Origin of the sequence: Saccharopolyspora flava (assembly GCF_900116135.1) — a bacterium.
GTDB lineage: Bacteria > Actinomycetota > Actinomycetes > Mycobacteriales > Pseudonocardiaceae > Saccharopolyspora > Saccharopolyspora flava.
Genome location: NZ_FOZX01000004.1, coordinates 209,934 through 228,268, shown reverse-complemented (window position 1 = coordinate 228,268; position 18,335 = coordinate 209,934). Strand labels below are relative to the sequence as shown.

General features: G+C 70.6%; 18 protein-coding genes. 10 read left to right on the top strand and 8 right to left on the bottom strand.

Annotation, left to right across the window (positions count from 1 at the left end):
• Nucleotides 1–88: 88 nt before the first annotated feature.
• The gene (locus BM424_RS14410; protein ID WP_093418240.1) at nt 89–1,579 is read right to left on the bottom strand and encodes a PAS domain-containing sensor histidine kinase; all 1,491 of its coding nucleotides are present in this window, start codon (nt 1,577–1,579) and stop codon (nt 89–91) included.
• 132 nt (nt 1,580–1,711) lie between these two features.
• On the opposite strand from BM424_RS14410, the gene BM424_RS14405 reads away from it, so the two are divergent.
• From BM424_RS14405 to BM424_RS14385, 5 genes are read left to right on the top strand one after another with little or no spacing between them, the layout of a single operon-like run.
• A complete protein-coding gene (locus BM424_RS14405; RefSeq protein WP_093417578.1) occupies nt 1,712–2,845 on the top strand; it encodes an acyl-CoA dehydrogenase family protein in 1,134 nt (377 codons plus the stop codon).
• A gap of 27 nt (nt 2,846–2,872) precedes the next feature.
• Complete coding sequence (locus tag BM424_RS14400; protein ID WP_093417575.1) at nt 2,873–3,238, top strand: hypothetical protein; 366 nt, start codon at nt 2,873–2,875, stop codon at nt 3,236–3,238.
• A 9-nt stretch (nt 3,239–3,247) separates the two neighbouring features.
• The gene (locus tag BM424_RS14395) at nt 3,248–4,546 is read left to right on the top strand and encodes an aromatic ring-hydroxylating oxygenase subunit alpha (protein ID WP_093417573.1); all 1,299 of its coding nucleotides are present in this window, start codon (nt 3,248–3,250) and stop codon (nt 4,544–4,546) included.
• Nucleotides 4,539–5,039: an aromatic-ring-hydroxylating dioxygenase subunit beta gene (locus tag BM424_RS14390; protein WP_093417570.1), complete on the top strand. Its 501-nt coding sequence runs from the start codon at nt 4,539–4,541 to the stop codon at nt 5,037–5,039. The genes BM424_RS14395 and BM424_RS14390 overlap by 8 nt, the downstream gene beginning before the upstream one ends.
• Nucleotides 5,036–5,764 (top strand): SDR family NAD(P)-dependent oxidoreductase, encoded by a 729-nt coding sequence (locus BM424_RS14385; protein ID WP_342742615.1) that lies wholly within the window; start codon nt 5,036–5,038, stop codon nt 5,762–5,764. The genes BM424_RS14390 and BM424_RS14385 overlap by 4 nt, the downstream gene beginning before the upstream one ends.
• Before the next feature lie 9 nt (nt 5,765–5,773).
• Here BM424_RS14385 and BM424_RS14380 read toward each other — a convergent pair whose 3' ends face one another.
• Nucleotides 5,774–6,217 carry a MarR family winged helix-turn-helix transcriptional regulator gene (locus tag BM424_RS14380; RefSeq protein WP_093417567.1) on the bottom strand — a complete coding sequence of 148 codons (444 nt, stop codon included), beginning with the start codon at nt 6,215–6,217 and terminating at the stop codon, nt 5,774–5,776.
• Between the two features lie 119 nt (nt 6,218–6,336).
• Between BM424_RS14380 and couO the strand changes: the two genes are divergently transcribed.
• The gene (couO, locus tag BM424_RS14375) at nt 6,337–7,224 is read left to right on the top strand and encodes a 4-hydroxyphenyl-beta-ketoacyl-CoA hydrolase (protein WP_093417565.1); all 888 of its coding nucleotides are present in this window, start codon (nt 6,337–6,339) and stop codon (nt 7,222–7,224) included.
• On the opposite strand, the gene BM424_RS14370 is transcribed toward couO, so the two are convergent.
• Complete coding sequence (locus BM424_RS14370; protein ID WP_139274070.1) at nt 7,201–7,806, bottom strand: lysoplasmalogenase; 606 nt, start codon at nt 7,804–7,806, stop codon at nt 7,201–7,203. The two genes, couO and BM424_RS14370, sit on opposite strands and share 24 nt — an antisense overlap.
• A gap of 12 nt (nt 7,807–7,818) precedes the next feature.
• Nucleotides 7,819–8,526 (bottom strand): polyamine aminopropyltransferase, encoded by a 708-nt coding sequence (locus BM424_RS14365; RefSeq protein ID WP_093417560.1) that lies wholly within the window; start codon nt 8,524–8,526, stop codon nt 7,819–7,821.
• A gap of 233 nt (nt 8,527–8,759) precedes the next feature.
• Between BM424_RS14365 and BM424_RS14360 the strand changes: the two genes are divergently transcribed.
• The 3 genes from BM424_RS14360 to BM424_RS14350 are packed head-to-tail and all read left to right on the top strand — an operon-like array spanning nt 8,760 to nt 11,876.
• Nucleotides 8,760–10,187, top strand: coding sequence for an amino acid permease (locus BM424_RS14360; protein WP_245775854.1), 1,428 nt, complete (start codon nt 8,760–8,762; stop codon nt 10,185–10,187).
• Nucleotides 10,188–10,247: 60 nt separating this feature from the next.
• On the top strand, nt 10,248–11,342 hold the full coding sequence (locus tag BM424_RS14355; RefSeq protein WP_245775853.1) for a glycoside hydrolase family 183 protein: 1,095 nt from the start codon (nt 10,248–10,250) through the stop codon (nt 11,340–11,342).
• A gap of 57 nt (nt 11,343–11,399) precedes the next feature.
• A complete protein-coding gene (locus BM424_RS14350; RefSeq protein WP_093417554.1) occupies nt 11,400–11,876 on the top strand; it encodes a hotdog fold domain-containing protein in 477 nt (158 codons plus the stop codon).
• A 64-nt stretch (nt 11,877–11,940) separates the two neighbouring features.
• Here BM424_RS14350 and katG read toward each other — a convergent pair whose 3' ends face one another.
• Both katG and BM424_RS14340 read right to left on the bottom strand, forming a co-directional pair.
• Nucleotides 11,941–14,151 carry a catalase/peroxidase HPI gene (gene katG / locus BM424_RS14345; protein ID WP_093417552.1) on the bottom strand — a complete coding sequence of 737 codons (2,211 nt, stop codon included), beginning with the start codon at nt 14,149–14,151 and terminating at the stop codon, nt 11,941–11,943.
• A gap of 18 nt (nt 14,152–14,169) precedes the next feature.
• Nucleotides 14,170–14,610 carry a Fur family transcriptional regulator gene (locus BM424_RS14340; RefSeq protein WP_175548095.1) on the bottom strand — a complete coding sequence of 147 codons (441 nt, stop codon included), beginning with the start codon at nt 14,608–14,610 and terminating at the stop codon, nt 14,170–14,172.
• Nucleotides 14,611–14,753: 143 nt separating this feature from the next.
• On the opposite strand from BM424_RS14340, the gene BM424_RS14335 reads away from it, so the two are divergent.
• Nucleotides 14,754–15,398 (top strand): DUF6461 domain-containing protein, encoded by a 645-nt coding sequence (locus BM424_RS14335; RefSeq protein ID WP_093417549.1) that lies wholly within the window; start codon nt 14,754–14,756, stop codon nt 15,396–15,398.
• Nucleotides 15,399–15,530: 132 nt separating this feature from the next.
• Here BM424_RS14335 and BM424_RS14330 read toward each other — a convergent pair whose 3' ends face one another.
• Nucleotides 15,531–16,472 carry an ABC transporter substrate-binding protein gene (locus BM424_RS14330; protein WP_093417547.1) on the bottom strand — a complete coding sequence of 314 codons (942 nt, stop codon included), beginning with the start codon at nt 16,470–16,472 and terminating at the stop codon, nt 15,531–15,533.
• Nucleotides 16,473–16,518: 46 nt separating this feature from the next.
• The gene (locus BM424_RS14325) at nt 16,519–17,970 is read right to left on the bottom strand and encodes a cytochrome P450 (protein ID WP_093417544.1); all 1,452 of its coding nucleotides are present in this window, start codon (nt 17,968–17,970) and stop codon (nt 16,519–16,521) included.
• Nucleotides 17,971–18,335: the final 365 nt, after the last annotated feature.

The following is an 18,335-nucleotide window of genomic DNA, read 5'->3' as shown; positions in this document are numbered from 1 at the left end:
CCTCCTCCCGGCCGGCTCCCCACGAACCTACGTTCCCCCGGCTCCCCGGCGACATCGAGACTTCCCCACCGCCCGCTGAAGCTTTTCCCTACGCCAGCGGGAGGGTGAAGGCGAACAGCGAGCCTCCGCCGTCTCGGGGTTCGCACCAGATCGAGCCGTGCTGGCGGTTGATGATGCGGTAGCTCAGCGCGAGGCCGATGCCGCTGCCGTGCTCCTTGCTGGTGAACGACTCCGCGAACGGGTCCGCCCGCACCCCGCACCCCCGGTCGGCGACGACGACGGCCCCGTCCTCGTCGCGGAGCTCGGTGATCAGCTCGATCCGGCGGTCCGCGCGGTCGGTCCCGGCCATCTCGTCGATGGCGTTGAAGCACAGGTTGAGCACCACCTGCCCGGTCAGCACGCGTTCGCAGCGCACCGGCAGCGGCTGCTCGCTCAACCGCACCCCGACCTCCACCCCGGCGGCGGACGCGCGCAACCGCACGAAGTACAGGCATTCGTCGACGATCGCGTTGAGGTCCACGACCTGCTCGACGTGTTCGAGGTGGCCGACGAACGACCGCAGCGCCCCGACGATCGCCGAGACCCGGTCGATCTGCCGGTCGGCGCTGTCCAGCCCGTACTCCAGCTGCTCGGTGGTGCCCGGCGGCACGCGGCCGACCGACTCCAGCGCCTGGGCGTGGGCGCGCACCCCGGCGACGAAGTTCGCGGCGGCGGCCAGCGGCTGGCCGAGCTCATGGGCGATGGCCATCGCCATGTCGCCCATCGCGTTGTAGCGGGCCAGGTGGTTCTCGTGCCGCAGTTCCAGCTCCCGCCGCTCCTCGCCGCGGATCCGGGTGGAGACGTCGTGCAGGATCATCAGGAACGCGTCGACGTCGCGCAGCCGCTCCAGCCCGCCTTCCAGCGTCACGGGTTCGGCGCCGGGGATCTCCAGCCGCACGGGCGCCGCCGGGTCGGCCGCAGCCGCGGCCTCCGCCCAGCCGATCTCGGCGCCGTCGCGCCGCAACCGGGCGTAGGAGGTCAGCAACCGCCCGACGGGCGGCTCGGTGTCGCCGGACAGCCCGAGGTGCGTCAGCGCGGTGTCGGTGGCGAAGCGGATCGCACCGGCGGAGTCGAGCATGAACGCGACCGTGGAGGTGTGCCGGGCCAGCGCGTCGACGTAGGAGGTGGTCTGGCGCAGCTCGGCCTCCACCCGCTGCTCCCGCTCGACGTCCCGGAACTGCACCATCACCGCAGGTCCCTGGGCCAGTTCGACGCGCACGGCGACGGCGTCGGTGGGGATGACGCGCCCGGTTCTGGACCGGTAGTGCCACTCGATGCGGCTCATGCCCCGCTCGACGGCGTCCTGCAGCCAGGCCCGGCCGATGACCCGGTCGTACTGCTGGGCGGAGCTGCTCATGTGGTTGGCCTTGAGCGGCCGCAGCTCGCTGACGCTCCACTCCAGCAGCGCGCACGCGGCCGGGTTGGCCCACAGGATGTTCTTGGTCGCCGCGTCGTGGATCAGCACGCACAGGTGGGAGGCGCGCATCATCGCGACGAAGTCGGAGTCCACCAGTTCCGGCGCCTGCGGATCGACCACCATCACCCCAGGCTAGATCCGGTCGGCGGCCTCGTCGCTGAAGATTTCCCCTACTCGCCACCTGGGCAATCCCGATGTCGCCGCGCGCCGCGGCTGCTTAGCGTCGAAGCGCACCCCGACGACGAGGAGCGTGCCATGCTCGAGGGATCCGCCGGTGACGCGGCGTGGGAGGCGGTGCTGACCGAGCTCGCCGAGCGCCGCGAGGAGTTCCACGCGCAGTCCTACGTCCCCCGCGACTTCGTCGGCAGGCTCAAGGGATTGGGGCTGTTCCGCGCGTCCACCCCGGCTCGGTTCGGCGGCGCCCCGCTGCCGCCGCCGGAGTTCCTGCGCGCCGTCGAGCGGATCTCGTCGGTGGACGGGTCCACCGGCTGGGTGGCGGGTTTCGGCTCGGCCGGGACCTACCTGGCGTGCCTGCCGCCGGAGACGCAGGCGGAGGTCTACGCCGAGGGACCGGACGTGGTCTACGGGGGCGCGATGTTCCCGGTCAACCCGGTCACCCGCACCGAGCGCGGCTACCTGGTCTCGGGCCGGTGGCGGTTCGCCAGCGGCTGCATGGCCGCCGACCTGCTCAGCGTGGGCATCCCGGGCGACGCCGACGGCGACAACCGGCCGCGCGCGGCGGTGCTGCGTCCCGAGCAGGTGGAGATCGTGCGGGACTGGGACGTCACGGGGATGCGCGCCTCGGGCTCGTTCGACGTGGTGGTGCGCGACGTGGAGGTGCCGCACGAGTGGACGTTCGTGCGCGGCGGTGCGTCGTGCGTGGACGAGCCGCTGTACCACTACCCCACGATCGGCTACCAGGCTCAGGTGCACGCGGCGGTGGGTCTGGGCGTGGCGGGGGCGGCGCTGGACTTCGCCGCGCGGGCGGGGTCGCGCACCGGGGTGACCGGCGCTCCCCCGCTGGCCGACCGCGCCTACTACCGCACCGGGTACGCGCAGGCGGTGGCGTCGCTGCGGTCGGCGCGCGCGTTCTACTACGAGGTCGCCCAGGACGTGTGGGACACCGTCGCGGCCGGCGGCGAGGCCTCCGACGAGCAGAACGCGCAGATCCGGTTGTCGGCGACGCACGTGGCGGCCACGGCCGCGCGGGTGGTGCACGAGGTGTGCGGGTTCTCCGGGACCGCGACCATCGACAACTCCCATCCGCTGCAGCGGATGCGCCAGGACTCGCAGGTGCCGGCGCTGCACGCGTTCCTGATGCCCTCGATGTACGACGCCGCCGGGTCCGTGCTGCTGGGACGTCCGCCGACGGTGCCCGGATTCCGCTGATCCCGACCTCGACCCCGGGGAGACGCCATGACCGCTGCACCGCTGCGGGTGCTGTTCTGCATCGGCATCAACCAGAACTTCTTCGACCTGCCCCGCGACGGCGTCACCGCCGCAGACGTCTGGAGCGCGTTCGTCGAGATGATGGACGGCATCAAGGCGCTGCCGGGCGTGGAGTTCATCGGCGACATCGACGACGACAGCCACCTGGTCGGGCCGTCGGACTCGTGGCCGTGGACCTGCTACCTGCTGGCCGACGTCGACTCCCAGCCGACCGTCCGGGCCGCGTGCGACCTGTTCCGCACCGTCCGAGTAGGACAGTCGGAGTGGAAGTTGTGGAAGTACACCAAGATCGAGGCCCGGATCGGCCGGGCGCTCACGCCGCGCGAGTACTGAGGTGTCCCGATGACCGCCGAGATCACCGCGAGCAACGTCCACGCCCTGCCGCCCGCCGAGCTCGTCGCGCCGGACCGCGTCGCCGCGCGGCTCTACACCGATCCCGGGATCTTCGAGCTGGAGATGACGCGGATCTTCGAGCGCAGCTGGGTGTGGGTGGCGCACGACAGCGAGCTGCCGGAGCCGGGCACGTTCAAGTCCACGCACGTCGGCAGGCAGCCGGTCATCGTCACCCGCGACCGGCGCGGCGAGGTGCGCACGATGCTCAACCGCTGCCGGCATCGCGGCGCCAGCGTGTGCGAGCGGAAGTCGGGGCGCGCCAACGGTTTCACCTGCCCCTACCACGCGTGGTCCTACGGGCTGGACGGCTCGCTGCGCGGCGTCCCCTACCCCGACGGCTACACCGGGGTGCTGGATCGCGGCGGCATGGGCCTGCGGCGGCTGCGCACCGAGTCCTGCGGCGGGATGATCTTCGCGACCTTCGACGACGACGCCGAACCGCTGGCGGAGTTCCTGGGCGACGCGCGGCCGTGGATCGACCGGTTCTTCAAGCAGGGCGGCGGCTATCCGGTGAAAGTGCTGGGAACGCACCGGTTCCGGTATCGGGGGAACTGGAAGATCCAGCTGGAGAACACCACGGACGGCTACCACTTCCCGATCGTGCACCGCTCGTGGATGGCGTCGGTGGACGCCGAGACGGCGAACATGATGAGCTTCATGACCGACCCGGAGGCCGTCACGCACGACCTCGGCCACGGGCACTCGGTGATGCGGATGGTGCCCGAGCACTCCGATCTCGACGTCGACGACGGCACCGAGAAGCTGCAGGACCGGTTCCGCTCCCTGGTCTCCCGGCTGGAGTCGGCCGGTGTCGACGAAGCCGGGATCCGGCGGCTGGTGCGGGCGATGCACGGAACCGGGTTCAACCTCAACCTGTTCCCGAACGTGTCGATGTCGATCTCGTTCTTCCGGGTGCTGCGGCCGATCAGCGTCGGCGAGACCGAGATCGAGCACGTCGCGATCGGCCCGGACGGGCCGCCGGAGATCACCGGGCCGGTCAACCGCGAGCGGCTGCGCGCGCACGAGCACTTCCAGGGGCCGTTCGGGTTCGGCACGCCCGACGACGCCGAGGGCTGGGACCGGGTGCAGCGCGGCACCACCGCCGCCCCCGACATGCCGATCATGGTCAATCGCGGCCTGGGCCGCGAGACCTCGTCGCCGGAGGGCTGGCCGACCTCGCACGTCACCGACGAGACCGGGATGCGCGCCGCCTACGCGCAGTGGAAGGCGATGATGGCCGATGGCTGACCTGCGAAATCCGGTGCTGGACGGTGATGTCCGGGTGTCCCGGGCGATCGAGCTGGTGTGGCGGGAGGCCGAGCTGCTCGACCGCAAGGACTACCGCGCGTGGCAGGAGCTCTACGCGGAGGACGGCGTCTACGCGATCCCGATCGACCGGGACGCCGAGGAGTTCGACGACGTGCTCAACATGGCCTACGACGACGCGCGGATGCGGCGGTTGCGGGTCGACCGCATGACCGAGGGCTACGCGATCGCCGCGGTGGACTCGGCGATCACGGTCCGCACGGTCTCCCGCTTCGTGCCCACCGCGGTCTCCGACGCGGAGGTGTCGTTGCGCGCCGCGCAGGTCCTGGTGGCCTACAAGCGCGGGACGCACGACCTGTGGGCGGCCGACGTCGACTACACGATCCGGCTCGGCGAGCGGGACTCGCTGGTGCGCAAGGTGATCCGGCTGGTCAACAGCGAGGACGCCGTTCCCGCAGCGGGATTCCTGCTGTGACGGCCGTGGTCACCGGCGGGGCGAACGGGCTGGGCGCGGCCATCGCCCGCCGCCTGCACGCCGACGGGCACGCCGTGGTGATCGCCGACGTCGACGGCGCGGGCGCCCGGGAGCTGGCCACGTCGCTGGATCCCACCACCGCGCGCGGCCGCGCGGTCGACGTCACCGACCGGGAGGCGCTCACCGGACTGCTGGAATCGGTGGTCGCGGAGTTCGGGCCGGTGCGGGTGCTGGTGAACAACGCGGCCCGCACGAAGGCGACCCCGCTGTTCGACATCACCCCGGAGGAATTCGACGAGGTGATGGCCGTGAACGTCACCGGCACGTTCCAGGCCTGCCAGGTCTTCGGCGCGCACATGGCCGAGCAGGGCTACGGCCGGATCGTGAACATGGCCTCGCTGGCGGGCCAGAACGGCGGCACGGCCACCGGCGGGCACTACGCGTCGTCGAAGGGCGCGATCATGTCGGCGACGAAGGTCTTCGCCCGCGAACTGGCCTCGCGCAGCGTGACGGTCAACGCGGTCTCGCCGGGCCCGCAGGACTCGCCGGCGGTGCGCGGCATCGTCGGCGAGGAGAACCTGGAGGCGTTCGCCCGCAACATCCCGGTCGGGCGCCTGGGCGATCCGGCGTTCGTCGCCGACGTCGTCGCGCTGCTGGCCTCACCCCGCGCGCACTCGGTCACCGGCGCCTGCTGGGACATCAACGGCGGCCTCCACATGCGCTGAGCGGGGCGGCTACGCGTGGGGCTCGTGCGGGAAGGAGATCTCGCGCAGGATCGCGCGCAGTTCGTCGAGGCGGCGGGGTGACATCCGGTGGAAGTAGCCGTCCTCGAGCTCGGTCACCCGCGCCTGCGCCTCGGCGACGAGCTCACGCCCGGATTCGGTGGCCTGGACGAGCTTGTTGCGCCGGTCGCGGGGATCGGGGATGCGCGCCACCAGGTCTCGCTGCTCCAGCTCGTCGACCAGCGCCACGACCTGGCTGGGGTCGAGCCCGATGATCTCGGCCAGCCTGCGCTGGTTGATGCCCGCACCCTCCTCCGCGGACAGCGCCAGGACCGAGTACGACCGCACCCGCAGGCCCAGGGGCTCCAGCTCGGCGCTGACCGAGCGGGCCACCACACCGCTCGCCCGCGACAGCAGGAACCCCAGGTCATCGACCAGGCCGTGATGCGCGCCCACGTTCGGTCCTCCCCTTCGTCCGTGCCGCACACACTAGCACCACATCAATCATTGAATTCTGCAACGATGGATGTTCTCCTTCTTGCAGGTCCCGCTTCGAGCCGCCGGAGATGAGCGCGATGAGCAGGTACGAGTACGGCATCGACTTCGAACGCATCAGCGCGATCGACGTGCACACCCACGTCGAGATCGACAGCCACGGCCACCGCTCCCTGGACGACGAGCTGATGGCCGCCTCGGAGAAGTACTTCAAGTCCGGCGCCGAGCGGACCCCGAGCCTGGCGAGCATCGCCGAGCACTACCGCGAGCGGAACATGGCGGCCGTCGTGTTCACCGTGGACTGCGCCTCCGAGACCGGGCACCCGGCGAACTCGGTGGAGGAGATCGCCGAGGGCGCAGCCGAGCACAACGACGTGCTGATCCCGTTCGGCTCGGTGGACCCGTGGCAGGGGAAGGCGGCGGCGCGGCGCGCTCGCGCGCTGGTCGCCGACCACGGCGTGCGCGGGTTCAAGTTCCACCCCAGCCTGCAGGGCTTCGAACCGCACGACCGGCGCTTCTACCCGCTCTACGAGGCCATCGCCGAGTGCGGGGTGCCCGCCCTGTTCCACACCGGCCAGACCGGCATCGGCGCGGGCCTGCCCGGCGGGCACGGGATCAAGCTGCGCTACTCGGACCCGATGCTGCTCGACGACGTCGCCGCCGACTTCCCGACGCTGACGATCATCATGGCGCACCCGTCGGTGCCGTGGCAGGACGCGGCGATCTCGGTCGCCACGCACAAGCCCAACGTCTACATCGACCTGTCCGGCTGGTCGCCGAAGTACTTCCCGCCGCAGCTGGTCCGCGCCGCGAACTCGATGCTGCGCCACAAGGTGCTCTTCGGGTCCGACTTCCCGGTCATCCAGCCGGACCGCTGGATGCGCGACTTCGAGCAGCTGGAGATCAAGGACGAGGTGCGGCCGCTGATCTTCAAGGAGAACGCGCTACGCGCGCTCGGTCTGCGCTGAGCGCGCCGTGACGCCGAGGACGATGAGCAGCTGCGCAACGGCGTAGGTGGCCATGATGGCGATGATGTTCGCGTCGCCCGGCAGCGCGGTGGCGAACTCGCCGAGGGCGATGAGCCCGTCGGAGACCATGAAGATCGCCCCACCCGCCCAGGTCAGCGGGTGCACGCCGGTCGACAGCACAGCCATCGACAGCAGCAGCAGGCCGTAGACGACCACGGCCGGCGTCAGCACCCCGGCGTGCGGCAGGCAGGCCGCGACCAGCGCCGCGAACACCAGCAGGTACGGCACCAGCCACCCGCGCCTGCGCGCGAGCACGCTGCGGTCGCGGTCCGGCAGGAAGGCCAGCACGAACACGATCTGCGCGAGCAGGAAGCCGCCGACCATGCTCAGGAACTCCGCGTCCCCGTCCAGGAACCGGGGAACGGTGTCGCCGAGCCAGGAGAACCCCAGCGCCACCAGCACGAGCCGCACCAGCCGGGGCCGGGGACCCGGCACCGCCAGCGCCAGGTGCGCGGCGAGCACCGGCATCAGCAGCACCTGCGTCGCCACCGCCACCGGCTCGTGGTCGACGACCTGGGCCACCACGAGGTGGGGTCAGGGGGTGGTGGCGACGTAGACCGTGTTGGCGGAGGTTCCTCCGGTGTAGTGGTTGTCGAAGGTGACGACGTGGGGGGTGACTTCGTCGAAGACCTCAGCCAGGGTGCGGGTGAAGGCGTCGTGCGGCGGGTCGTCGGACCAGAGGGCGAAGACGCCGCCCGGGTGCAGGTGCGCGGCCATCCGGCGCAGGCCGTCGGGGGTGTAGAAGTCGGCGTGGCCGGTGTCGAGGACGTGCTGCGGCGAGTGGTCGATGTCGAGCAGGATCGCGTGGAACCGCCGCCCCGCGTCGAAGCCCTCGTCCGACTCGGCGAGCGCGAAGAAGTCCCCGTGCGCGAACCGGTTTCGCGGATCGCCGGTGAGATCCCGCGCCAGCGGCAGCAGTCCGCGCTCGTGCCACTCGATGACCTCACCGAGACCCTCCACCACCAGCAGCGACCGGACCCGCGAGTCCTCCAGCGCCGCGCGGGCCGTGTAACCGAGCCCGAGCCCGCCGACGACCACGTCCAGCTCCGAACCGGACACCGCGGCCAGCCCGAGCCGCGCGAGCTTCTCCTCGGCGACGGTGAACAGGCTCGACATCAGGTACTCGTCGTCGAGCTTGACCTCGAAGACGTCCACGTCCAGCACCGGGTCCCGGCGCCGCCGCAGGCTGATCGCCCCGATCGGCGTCTCCCGCCAGTCGATCTCCTCGAACCGCAACCCCACAACGCCACCTCTTCCGAAAACCCCGACCCTACCCGCCGGCCCCGCCGGACCACGGCAGCGGCGTTTTCGACGGTATTCCCGGTTGGCGCAACGTTCGGCCGCAACGGCCGCCGCTGCGCAACGAAAGCGGCTTCTGAAGTTCACGGTCGACTCGCTAACGTGACGCGCCGGCGAAGTGCGGCAGAGCACATCCGGACGGGACGCCGAGTGCGTCCACAGTGGAGGATCACGTGGTGGAGGACGCGCTCGCGCAGTCGCGCGGATCGGGGAAAAGCCGTGGAGCGCAGCTGTTCCGGCGCAAACCGGTCGCCGATCTGGTCGCCGACAGCGGCCAGGGGCAGGGCGGTGCGCTGCGGCGGTCGCTGGGGCTGTGGCAGCTGACCACGCTCAGCGTCGGCGCGACGCTGGGGACCGGGATCTTCGTGGTGCTGGGCGAGGCCGTGCCGCTGGCCGGGCCCGGGGTGGCGCTGGCGTTCGTCATCGCCGGTGTCACCGCGCTGCTGTCGGCGCTGTCCTACGCCGAGCTCGCGGGCATGATCCCGGTCGCGGGCTCCTCGTACTCCTACGCCTACGCGACGATGGGCGAGCTCGCGGCCTGGGTGTGCGGGTGGTGCCTGATGCTGGAGTACGGCGTGTCGGTCGCGGCCGTGGCGGTCGGCTGGGGCCAGTACGTCAACGAGCTCCTCCACCTGTTGGTGGGCGTGGAGCTGCCGGAGTCGCTGAGCGCCCCGCCGGGAGACGGCGGCCTGCTCAACGTGCCCGCCGCGGCGGTGGTGCTGCTGGCGATGGTGGCGCTGCTGGGCGGTGCGCGGGAGAGCGCGCGGGTCAACACCGCGATGGTGGTGATCAAGACCGCGACGCTGGTGCTGTTCTGCGCGCTGGCGTTCACCGCCGTGCGAGCCGGCAACTACTCGCCGCTGCTGCCGCTGGGCATGGGCGGGGTGAGCGCGGCGGCGGGCAAGCTGTTCTTCTCCTACATCGGTTTCGACGCCGCCTCCACCGCCGGTTCCGAGGCGCGCAACCCGCAGCGCGACCTGCCGCGCGCGATCATGCTCTCGCTGGTGCTGGTGACCGTGCTGTACTGCCTGGTCGCGCTGGCCGCGGTCGGCGCGATGCACTGGACGGAGTTCGCGGGCACCGAGGCGGCGCTGAGCAAGGTGCTGGGCGGCACGACCGGTTCGGTCCTGCTGTCGGCGGGCGCGATCGTGGCGGTGGCCAGCGTGGTGCTCACCGTGCTGTACGGGCAGACCCGGATCCTGTTCTCGATGTCGCGGGACGGCCTGGTGCCGCCGCTGTTCTCGCGCGTGCACCCGCGCACCGGCGTGCCGCGCGCCAACACCGCGCTGGTGTCGGGTTTCATCGCGGTGCTCGCCGCGGTGGTGCCGCTGGGCGAGCTCGCCGACGCCACCAGCATCGGCACCCTGTTCGCGTTCGCCCTGGTCAACCTGGCGGTCGTGGTGCTGCGCCGCCGCAACCCGGAGCTGCCGCGCTCGTTCCGCGCCCCGCTGGTGCCGCTGGTCCCGGCGCTGGGCGTGCTGTCCTGCTGCTACCTCATGTTCAGCCTCGGCGCACCGACCTGGCTGGCCTTCGGCGGGTGGATGCTGCTCGGCCTCGCCGTGTACTTCGCCTACGGCCGCAGGCATTCCGGCCTCGCGGGCTGAGCGCGCACCGCGTCGCGGCACGTACGGTCGGGGGAGGACGACTCCGACGAGAAGGGCGGCGTGTTGCGCAAGGTCAAGGACCTCACCGGACCGGGAATCACCGACCACCTGGGCATCGGCGGCACCGACCTGGGGGTCACCGCGATCGCACCGGACGGCAGGCTGGTGGCAGTGTTCGGCGACACCTTCGACCGGGCCGGGGTCGGCGGGCCGGGCTGGCGCTCGCCGGTGGTGGTGTTCGGCGACGCCGCCGGTGCGCGCGGCGGCATCCGGTGGACCGGGTCGCTCGGGCCGCGCAGCGACTACGCCGACCAAGCCCTGCCGTACCAGCACGATTCGGTGATCGACGGGCGCCCGGTGTCGACCGTGCTGCCGACCGACCTGATCACCCTCGGCGACCAGATGTTCCTGCACGTCATGGTCTGCCAGGGGCTGGGCAACGTGCACTGGACGGAGATCCACCGCTCCACCGACAACGGCGAGACCTGGCAGCACACCGGCGCGACCTGGCCCGGTGACGCGCACGGCGGGCTGTTCCAGATGCTGACCTGGGAGCTCGGCGACGACGGTTTCGTCTACGCCTTCTCCACGGGTTTCCAGCGCGACAAGGGCCTGATCCTGCAGCGGGTGCCCGCCGACCGGATCACCGATCCCGCCGCGTGGCAGGGCTGGGGCTTCCGGGACGGCCGGTGGGCGTGGGGCAACCCGCCGACGGTGGCGCTCACCGGCGCCTACGGCGAGCTGTGCCTGCGGCGGGTCGAGGACCGCTGGCTGCTGGCGCTGTTCAACGCCGGCGACTACCGGATCGACGTGCTCAACCTGGACGGTCCGACGGCGAACCTCTACGAGGCGGTCCGGGGCACGGTGCTGCACGGCTGCGCGTGGGGCTGCGAGGACCACGAGGCCGGGCACGTGGCGCAGCTCTACGGCGGCTACATCGTCCCGGGTTCGACGCTGGACGACCTGCACCTGGTGGTCAGCCAGTGGAACACCGAGCGCAACTGGCCCTACCGCGCCATGCAGTTCGCCGGCACCGCTCCGCGACCGGGCGACCGGCCGCTGCCGCCGCCTCCACCGCCGGGCGAGAGCGGTGGTCTGCTCAAGGACGCGGTGCTCAAGGGCGCCGGGAAGCTGGCGAAGCGGTTCCTGTCGTGAGTGATGTCCGGCACCGCCGAGCGTAGGTTACTGACGGGTAATATAGCCTCTCGGGTCATGAGCACCCAGACTCCGACCCACGCGCTGTGGACCAAGCTGTCCGGCATCCCCGGCGGCCGCGCCCTGTTCTCGCTGAGCGTGAGCCTCAAGGCGCCGTACTTCCGGACCGTCCTGCCCTCGATCCGGGAGATGAAGCCGGGCCGCTGCGTGGTCACCTCGCCGAAGTGGTGGGGCGTGCACAACCACATCGGCACCTACCACGCGATCGCCGCGTGCAACCTCGCCGAGGTCGCGATGGGCATGGTCGCCGAGGCCACGGTGCCCACCTCGCACCGCTGGCTGCCGAAGAAGATGCGGGTCGACTACGTCGCCAAGGCCGAGACGAGCATGCGCGCGGTGGCCGAGCTGGAGTCGATCCCGGAGTTCGGCGACGAGGGCCAGGAGGTCGACGTCCCGGTCAACGTCTACGACAAGCACGACGAGGTCGTGGTCCGCGCCGTCATCACCATCTGGGTCACCCGCAAGAAGAAGTGAGCCCGGACGCGAACGAGCCCCCGTCCGGAGCGGACGGGGGCTCGCCGGTGCTACGAGGTCCGGATCAGACCAGGTCGTAGCGGTCGAGGTTCATGACCTTGACCCAGGCCTTGACGAAGTCGTCGAGGAACTTCTGCTTGCCGTCGGCCGAGGCGTAGACCTCGGCGATGACGCGCAGCTCGGAGTTCGAACCGAAGACCAGGTCGTTGCGGGTACCGGTCCAGACGACCGCACCGGAGGCGTCGGTGGCCTCGAAGGTGGACTTGTCGTCCGAAGTGGACCGCCAGGTGTAGGCCATGTCCAGCAGGTTCACGAAGAAGTCGTTGGTCAGCACGCCCGGCTTGTCCGTGAACACGCCGTTTTTCGACCCGTCGTAGTTGGCGCCCAGCACGCGCAGACCGCCGACCAGCACGGTCATCTCCGGGGCGCTCAGGGTGAGCAGGTTGGCCCGGTCGATGAGGTGGTACTCGGCGGGCAGCTCCGCGGCCTTGCTCGAGTAGTTGCGGAAGCCGTCGGCGATGGGCTCCAGCGCGTCGAAGGAGTCCGCGTCGGTGTGCTCCTCACCGGCGTCGACGCGACCCTGGGTGAAGGGCACCTCGATGGTGGAGCCGGCGTCGGCGGCGGCCTTCTCGATCGCGGCGGAACCGCCGAGCACGATCAGGTCGGCCAGCGAGACCTTCTTGCCGAACGACTGCTGCACGCCCTCCAGCGCGGAGAGCACGGTGGCCAGCTGGTCCGGGTTGTTGACCTCCCAGTTGCGCTGCGGCTCCAGGCGGATGCGGGCACCGTTGGCGCCGCCCCGCTTGTCGCTGCCGCGGAAGGTGGAGGCCGAGGCCCAGGCCACCGACACCAGCTGCGACACGCTCAGGCCGGTCTCGAGGATCTTGGCCTTGAGGGCCTTGATGTCCTCATCGGACAGCGTGTCGTTGTCGTTGGCCGGCAGCGGGTCCTGCCAGATCAGGTCTTCCTCAGGCACCTCCGGGCCGAGGTAGAGCGACTTCGGGCCCATGTCGCGGTGGGTCAGCTTGAACCAGGCGCGGGCGAACGCGTCGGCGAACTCGTCCGGGTTCTCCATGAACCGGCGCGCGATCGGCTCGTAGATCGGGTCGTAGCGCAGCGCCAGGTCGGTGGTCAGCATGTTCGGCGCGATCTTGTTCGACGGGTCGTGCGCGTCGGGCACCGTGCCCTCGCCCGCGCCGCCCTTCGGACGCCACTGCCAGGCACCGCCCGGACCCTGGAAGACCTCCCACTCGAAGCTGAAGAGGTTCCACAGGAAGTTGGTCGACCACTTGGTGGGCGTGGTGGTCCAGGTGACCTCCAGACCACTGGTGATGGTGTCGCCGCCCTTGCCGGAGCCGAAGTTGTTCTTCCAGCCCAGGCCCATCTGCTCCAGGCCCGCGCCCTCCGGCTCGGCCTCCAGGTTGGAGTCGGGGGCCGCGCCGTGGGTCTTGCCGAAGGTGTGACCACCGGCGATCAGCGCGACGGTCTCCTCGTCGTTCATCGCCATCCGGCCGAAGGTCTCGCGGATGTCGCGAGCGGCGGCGACCGGGTCGGGCTGACCCTCCGGGCCCTCCGGGTTGACGTAGATCAGACCCATGTGGGTGGCGCCCAGCAGACGCTCCAGCTCGCGCTCACCGGACGCGGTGGAGATGCGCTTGTCGCTGCCCAGCCAGGTGGTCTCGGCACCCCAGTAGACGTCGTCCTCGGGCTCCCAGTCGTCGACGCGGCCGCCGCCGAAGCCGAAGGTCTTGAAGCCCATCGACTCAAGCGCGACGTTGCCGGTCAGGATCATCAGGTCGGCCCAGGACAGCTTGCGGCCGTACTTCTGCTTGACGGGCCACAGCAGACGGCGCGCCTTGTCCAGGCTGACGTTGTCCGGCCAGGAGTTCAGCGGGGCGAAGCGCTGCTGACCGCCGCCGGCGCCGCCGCGACCGTCGCTGATGCGGTAGGTACCGGCCGAGTGCCACGCCATGCGGATCATCAGCGGGCCGTAGTGCCCGAAGTCCGCCGGCCACCAGTCCTGCGAGGTGGTCAGGACCTCCTGGATGTCCTTCTTGACCGCGTCCAGGTCCAGCGTCTTGAACTCCGCGGCGTAGTCGAAGTCCTCGCCCAGCGGGTTCTTGTTCGGGTGCTGCTTGGCCAGGATCTTCAGGTTGAGCCGCTTCGGCCACCAGTCGCGGTTGGCGTCACCCTGGGTGGGGTGAGTGAGGCCCCCGTGCGCGACCGGGCAGCCGCCGGTCTCGTTCGTCTCTTGGGTGTCAGGGCTGTCAGACACGGGAATCCTTCCGAATTTTCAGTGCGGTTCTTCAGCGGATTCGGGGGCACACGATGCGCAGAGCCCCCAGTAGATGACCTCGGCCTCGTCTATGACGAAGCCGTGGGTATCCGACGCCGTCAGGCACGGCGCCTCGCCCACGGAGCAGTCGACGTCGTGGATCTGGCCGCAGGACCGGCACACGACGTGGTGGTGGTTGTCCCCGACCCGCGCTTCGTAGCGGGCCACGGAACCCATCGGCTGGATGCGGCGCACCAGCCCGGCGATGGTGAGGGCGCGCAGGACGTCGTAGACGGCCTGGTGCGACACCTTGGGCAGGTCCTGGCGAACCAGTCCGATGATCGAATCGGTGTCGGCGTGCGCGTTCTCGTGGACCGCGGACAGCACTGCCACCCGAGGCCGCGTCACGCGCAGAGCCGCCTCGCGCAACAGTCGCTCGTAGTCCGCGGTCGTGTTCACGTGATCCACCCTGCCGCATTTTCTTGAACTAATCAAGTCAAGCGTTCGGCGTGTCCCCGTCCGGGTGATCCGGATGGGACCCGCGGGACGTGTGAGGTGCGCGGGGTCCCCCGCACCTCACACGGACAGGAAGCGAGAACCCCGTGCCCGAACCAGGTTTTGCGCCCGGCGTGCTGGACGCCCACGGCGATCCGAAGTGGATCACCGAGCTGGCCTGCGCCGACCCCAACCACGTCCTGCACGTCGTCCGCGGCCTGGACCCGAAGGCCGCGCTGGAGGTCCTCGGCGCCGAGCCGCACCTGATCCAACGCTGCGAGCTGCCCGAGAGCAAGCCCGACGACTGGACCTCGCTGCCCGAACTGGCGCTCGGGAGCGACCCGGATTCGGCGGCGGCGCTGCTCGCGGGCAGCGTCGGCGGGTGGACGTTCGTCTACGACGACTCCGGCCACACCTTCCACGACGCCCTCGAGGAGCTGTCGGCGTCCGGCCGCACCGCCGCGACCAGCGTGTTCACCATCAACGCCGACGCGAGCATGGCCTACGCGGTCGACGGCGAGGAGCTCGCCTGGGTCAAGGTCGACGACCTCACCGAGGAGGACATCGCCGGCTTCCCCGACGAGCTCCGCGCGGCCTTCGAGACGGCGGGCGTGGTCGAGCAGGACTACCTGGATCCCGACGACTTCGACTTCGCGGTCACCATGCGCGCCACCTGCGCCCTCGCCGGCCTCACGGCCTTCACGATCGACGACCTCCGCGCGCTCCCCCTCCTCGGAGCCAACGTCGGGTGATCTTCGCGCGGCAGCCGACAGTTTTTCCTCGAATCACCCATGATCGACGTCCGTTTTATCCGGTCAATTCGAGGAAAAACTGTCCCCTGCCCAGGAGCTCCCCACCGCGAGGCCGCCGCGGCGCGGGACGGCTCACGTCGCGGCGGCTCGCAGGGACGGGAGGAATTGGTCGAGGGCGTACGGGAGCGACAGCGGTGACGGGGTGTTGAGACCCGCGATCGTCGGGTAAGCGAGGACCTCGACCGTGCCTGGGAGCTGGGCGAAGCCCGGGATGCCCGCGAGGGCCGAGCGGTCACCGCCGTTGACCACGAAGGCCACCAGGTCCGCGCGCAGCAGGTCCACGCGCTCCGGGCTGACCCGGATCCGGGCCTGGTGGGTGGCGGCTCCGGTCTCGACCACCGGCGGGTGGATGTGCATCCCCAGCGAGTGGAACAGCTGCGCGGCGCCGTCGTTCTCGTCGGCGACGAGGTACATCGCGTCGCCGACCACGTACTGCCCCATCGCGAAGGTCTTGCCGCGCAGCCCCGGCAGCCGCCGCGCGGTCTCGGCAATGCGGCCCTCCACCTCCGACACCACGCGCTCGGCGTCGGCGGGCCGGTCCAGGAACCGGCCCGCCGTGCGCACCAGGTCCTGCCAGGCGGGCACCGAGTCGGCCCGGGGCGGCGCGGCGATGGTGGGCGCCGCGCGGGACAGCAGCCGGTAGGTGGCCGGGTCGGTGATCGCGTAGGACGACACGATGAGATCCGGCTTGAGCGCGAGGATCCGCTCGACCGGCACGCCGCCGGAGACGTCGAGCCCGACGGCGCCGGGATCGAGCCGCTCCCACGGGACCCGACCGGCCGGCATCATCCGGTCCACGCCGTAGCCGACCGGCTGCACGCCGAGCGAGAGCAGCACGTCGGTCCACTGCCGGTCGAGGCTGACCACGCGCTTCGGCACGTGGTCGATCGCGGTGGTCCCGAAGCGGTGCGCGACGGTGACCGGCGAGGCCAGTGCGTCACCCGCGGAGTCCTGCCCGGCGGGAGCGCAGGCGGTGACGCCGAGCAGGACTAGGAACAGTGCGACCAGCCTCATGAGCAGCGAGGCTAGTCGCACTTCGATCGTCCGGGAACCCGGAAGATCACCTCCGTCGCAATTCCACCGGAAGCCCGTCCACCGGCACCGGCAGCGAGACGTAGTCCCACTTCACCTCGTACCCGCGCGGCACCGTCCAGGTGTAGCCGCGCAGCATCTCGTGCAGCAGCGCCTTGACCTCCAGGGTTCCGAAGTGCAGGCCGATGCACTTGTGCGCGCCGCCGCCGAAGGGCACCCACGCGAACCGGTGCGACTTGTCCTCCCGGCGGCCCTCGGCGAAGCGCTCGGGGTCGAAGTCGAACGGGTTGCTCCAGTGGTCAGCGGAGAAGTGGTTGAGGAACGGCGAGACCCCCACCATCGTCCCGGCCGGCAGGTGGTGGCCGAGGACCTCGGTGTCGCGGACGGTCGTGCGCACCATCGACGGCACCGGCGCCACCAGCCGCAGCGACTCCTTGATCACCAGGTCGAGGGTCTCCAGCTTTTCCAGCGCCTCGATGTCGGGGACCTCGTCGCCCAGCGCGAGGGATTCGGCGCGGGCGCGCTCCTGCCACTCCGGGTGCTTGGCCAGGAAGTAGGCCACGGCGGTGCTGGTGATGGTGGAGGTGTCGTGGGCCGCCATCATCAGGAAGATCATGTGGTTGATGACGTCGTCGTCGCCGAACTGCTCGCCGTCCTCGCTGCGCGCGTGGCACAGCGCCGAGAACAGGTCGTCGCCCTCGGAACGGCGGGCGCGGCCGATGTTGTCGGCGAAGTAGCGCTCCAGCAGCTTGCGCCCGTTCACGCCCGCGGCCCAGCGGCCGCCCGGGACGGGGTAGCGCACGACGGCGGTGGCCGCGCGGACCGAGTCGACGAAGGCGCGGTTGATGCGGTCGGCGTCCTTGCCGCTGCGCTGGTCCATGAACACGCGGGTGGCCACGTCGAGGGTGAGCTGCTTGAGCAGCCAGTACAGCCGCGGCCGCTCCTGGCCGCCCCAGGCTTGGACTCCCTCGCGCAGCGTCGGCCCCATCTGGTCGACGTAGCCGGTGAGGCGTTGCCGGGTGAAGGCCTGCTGCATGATCCGCCGGTGCGACATGTGCTCGTCGAAGTCCAGCAGCATCAGGCCGCGGTGGAAGAACGTGTCGATGAGCGCGCGCCAACCGCCTTGGGAGAACGCCTTGTCCTTGTTGATCAGGGCGATCGAGGTGGCTTCCGGGCCGCCGAGGGTGACCATCGGGCGCCCCAGCGAGTGCGCCCAGGAGATCGGCCCGTAGAGCTGGAAGCGGCGCAGCGCGAAGGAAGGCCCGTAGCGCATGAAGTCCAGGGAGTGGCCGATGAGCGGCGGGCCGGCGTCGCCGAGGATGGGTTTGAGCCCGCTCCCGGGCGGTGGCGGGGCGAGTTCGGTGACGGGCCACCGCTTTTCGAGGATGCGCTGATCCACCGAACGCGGCAGCGGTATCGACGTCAGCGGCGGGACTCGCCGTCGGATCGCTTCGTTGACCTTCTCCAGCTGGAAAACCACTGCTGCTCCTCACCCTTGAAGAACGGCCCCGTTCGGGGAACGGGTGGGTCCTGCCGAGTTGTTCACCGATCGTCGAGCAACACCCCGGCATCGGACGGGGACGAGACCTCAGCACGCGCGAGGAAGATCAGCTCTGGAACTCAGCGGAACGGGCTCTGACACGGCTCGTCGTGGGCAACGTCGTGCGTCCGATAGTCGCACCGCAACACCCCGCGGTCAATGTCACACCAGAACTGTCCCGTACCACCCCACATCACCCGATCGTGACCCAAACCCCCAGCTCACGCCCCCGCAGGTCAAAAACCCCGGTTTTCGTCGCGTCGAATACCGGAGTTTTCGACCGGTCGAATACCGGAGTTTTTGAC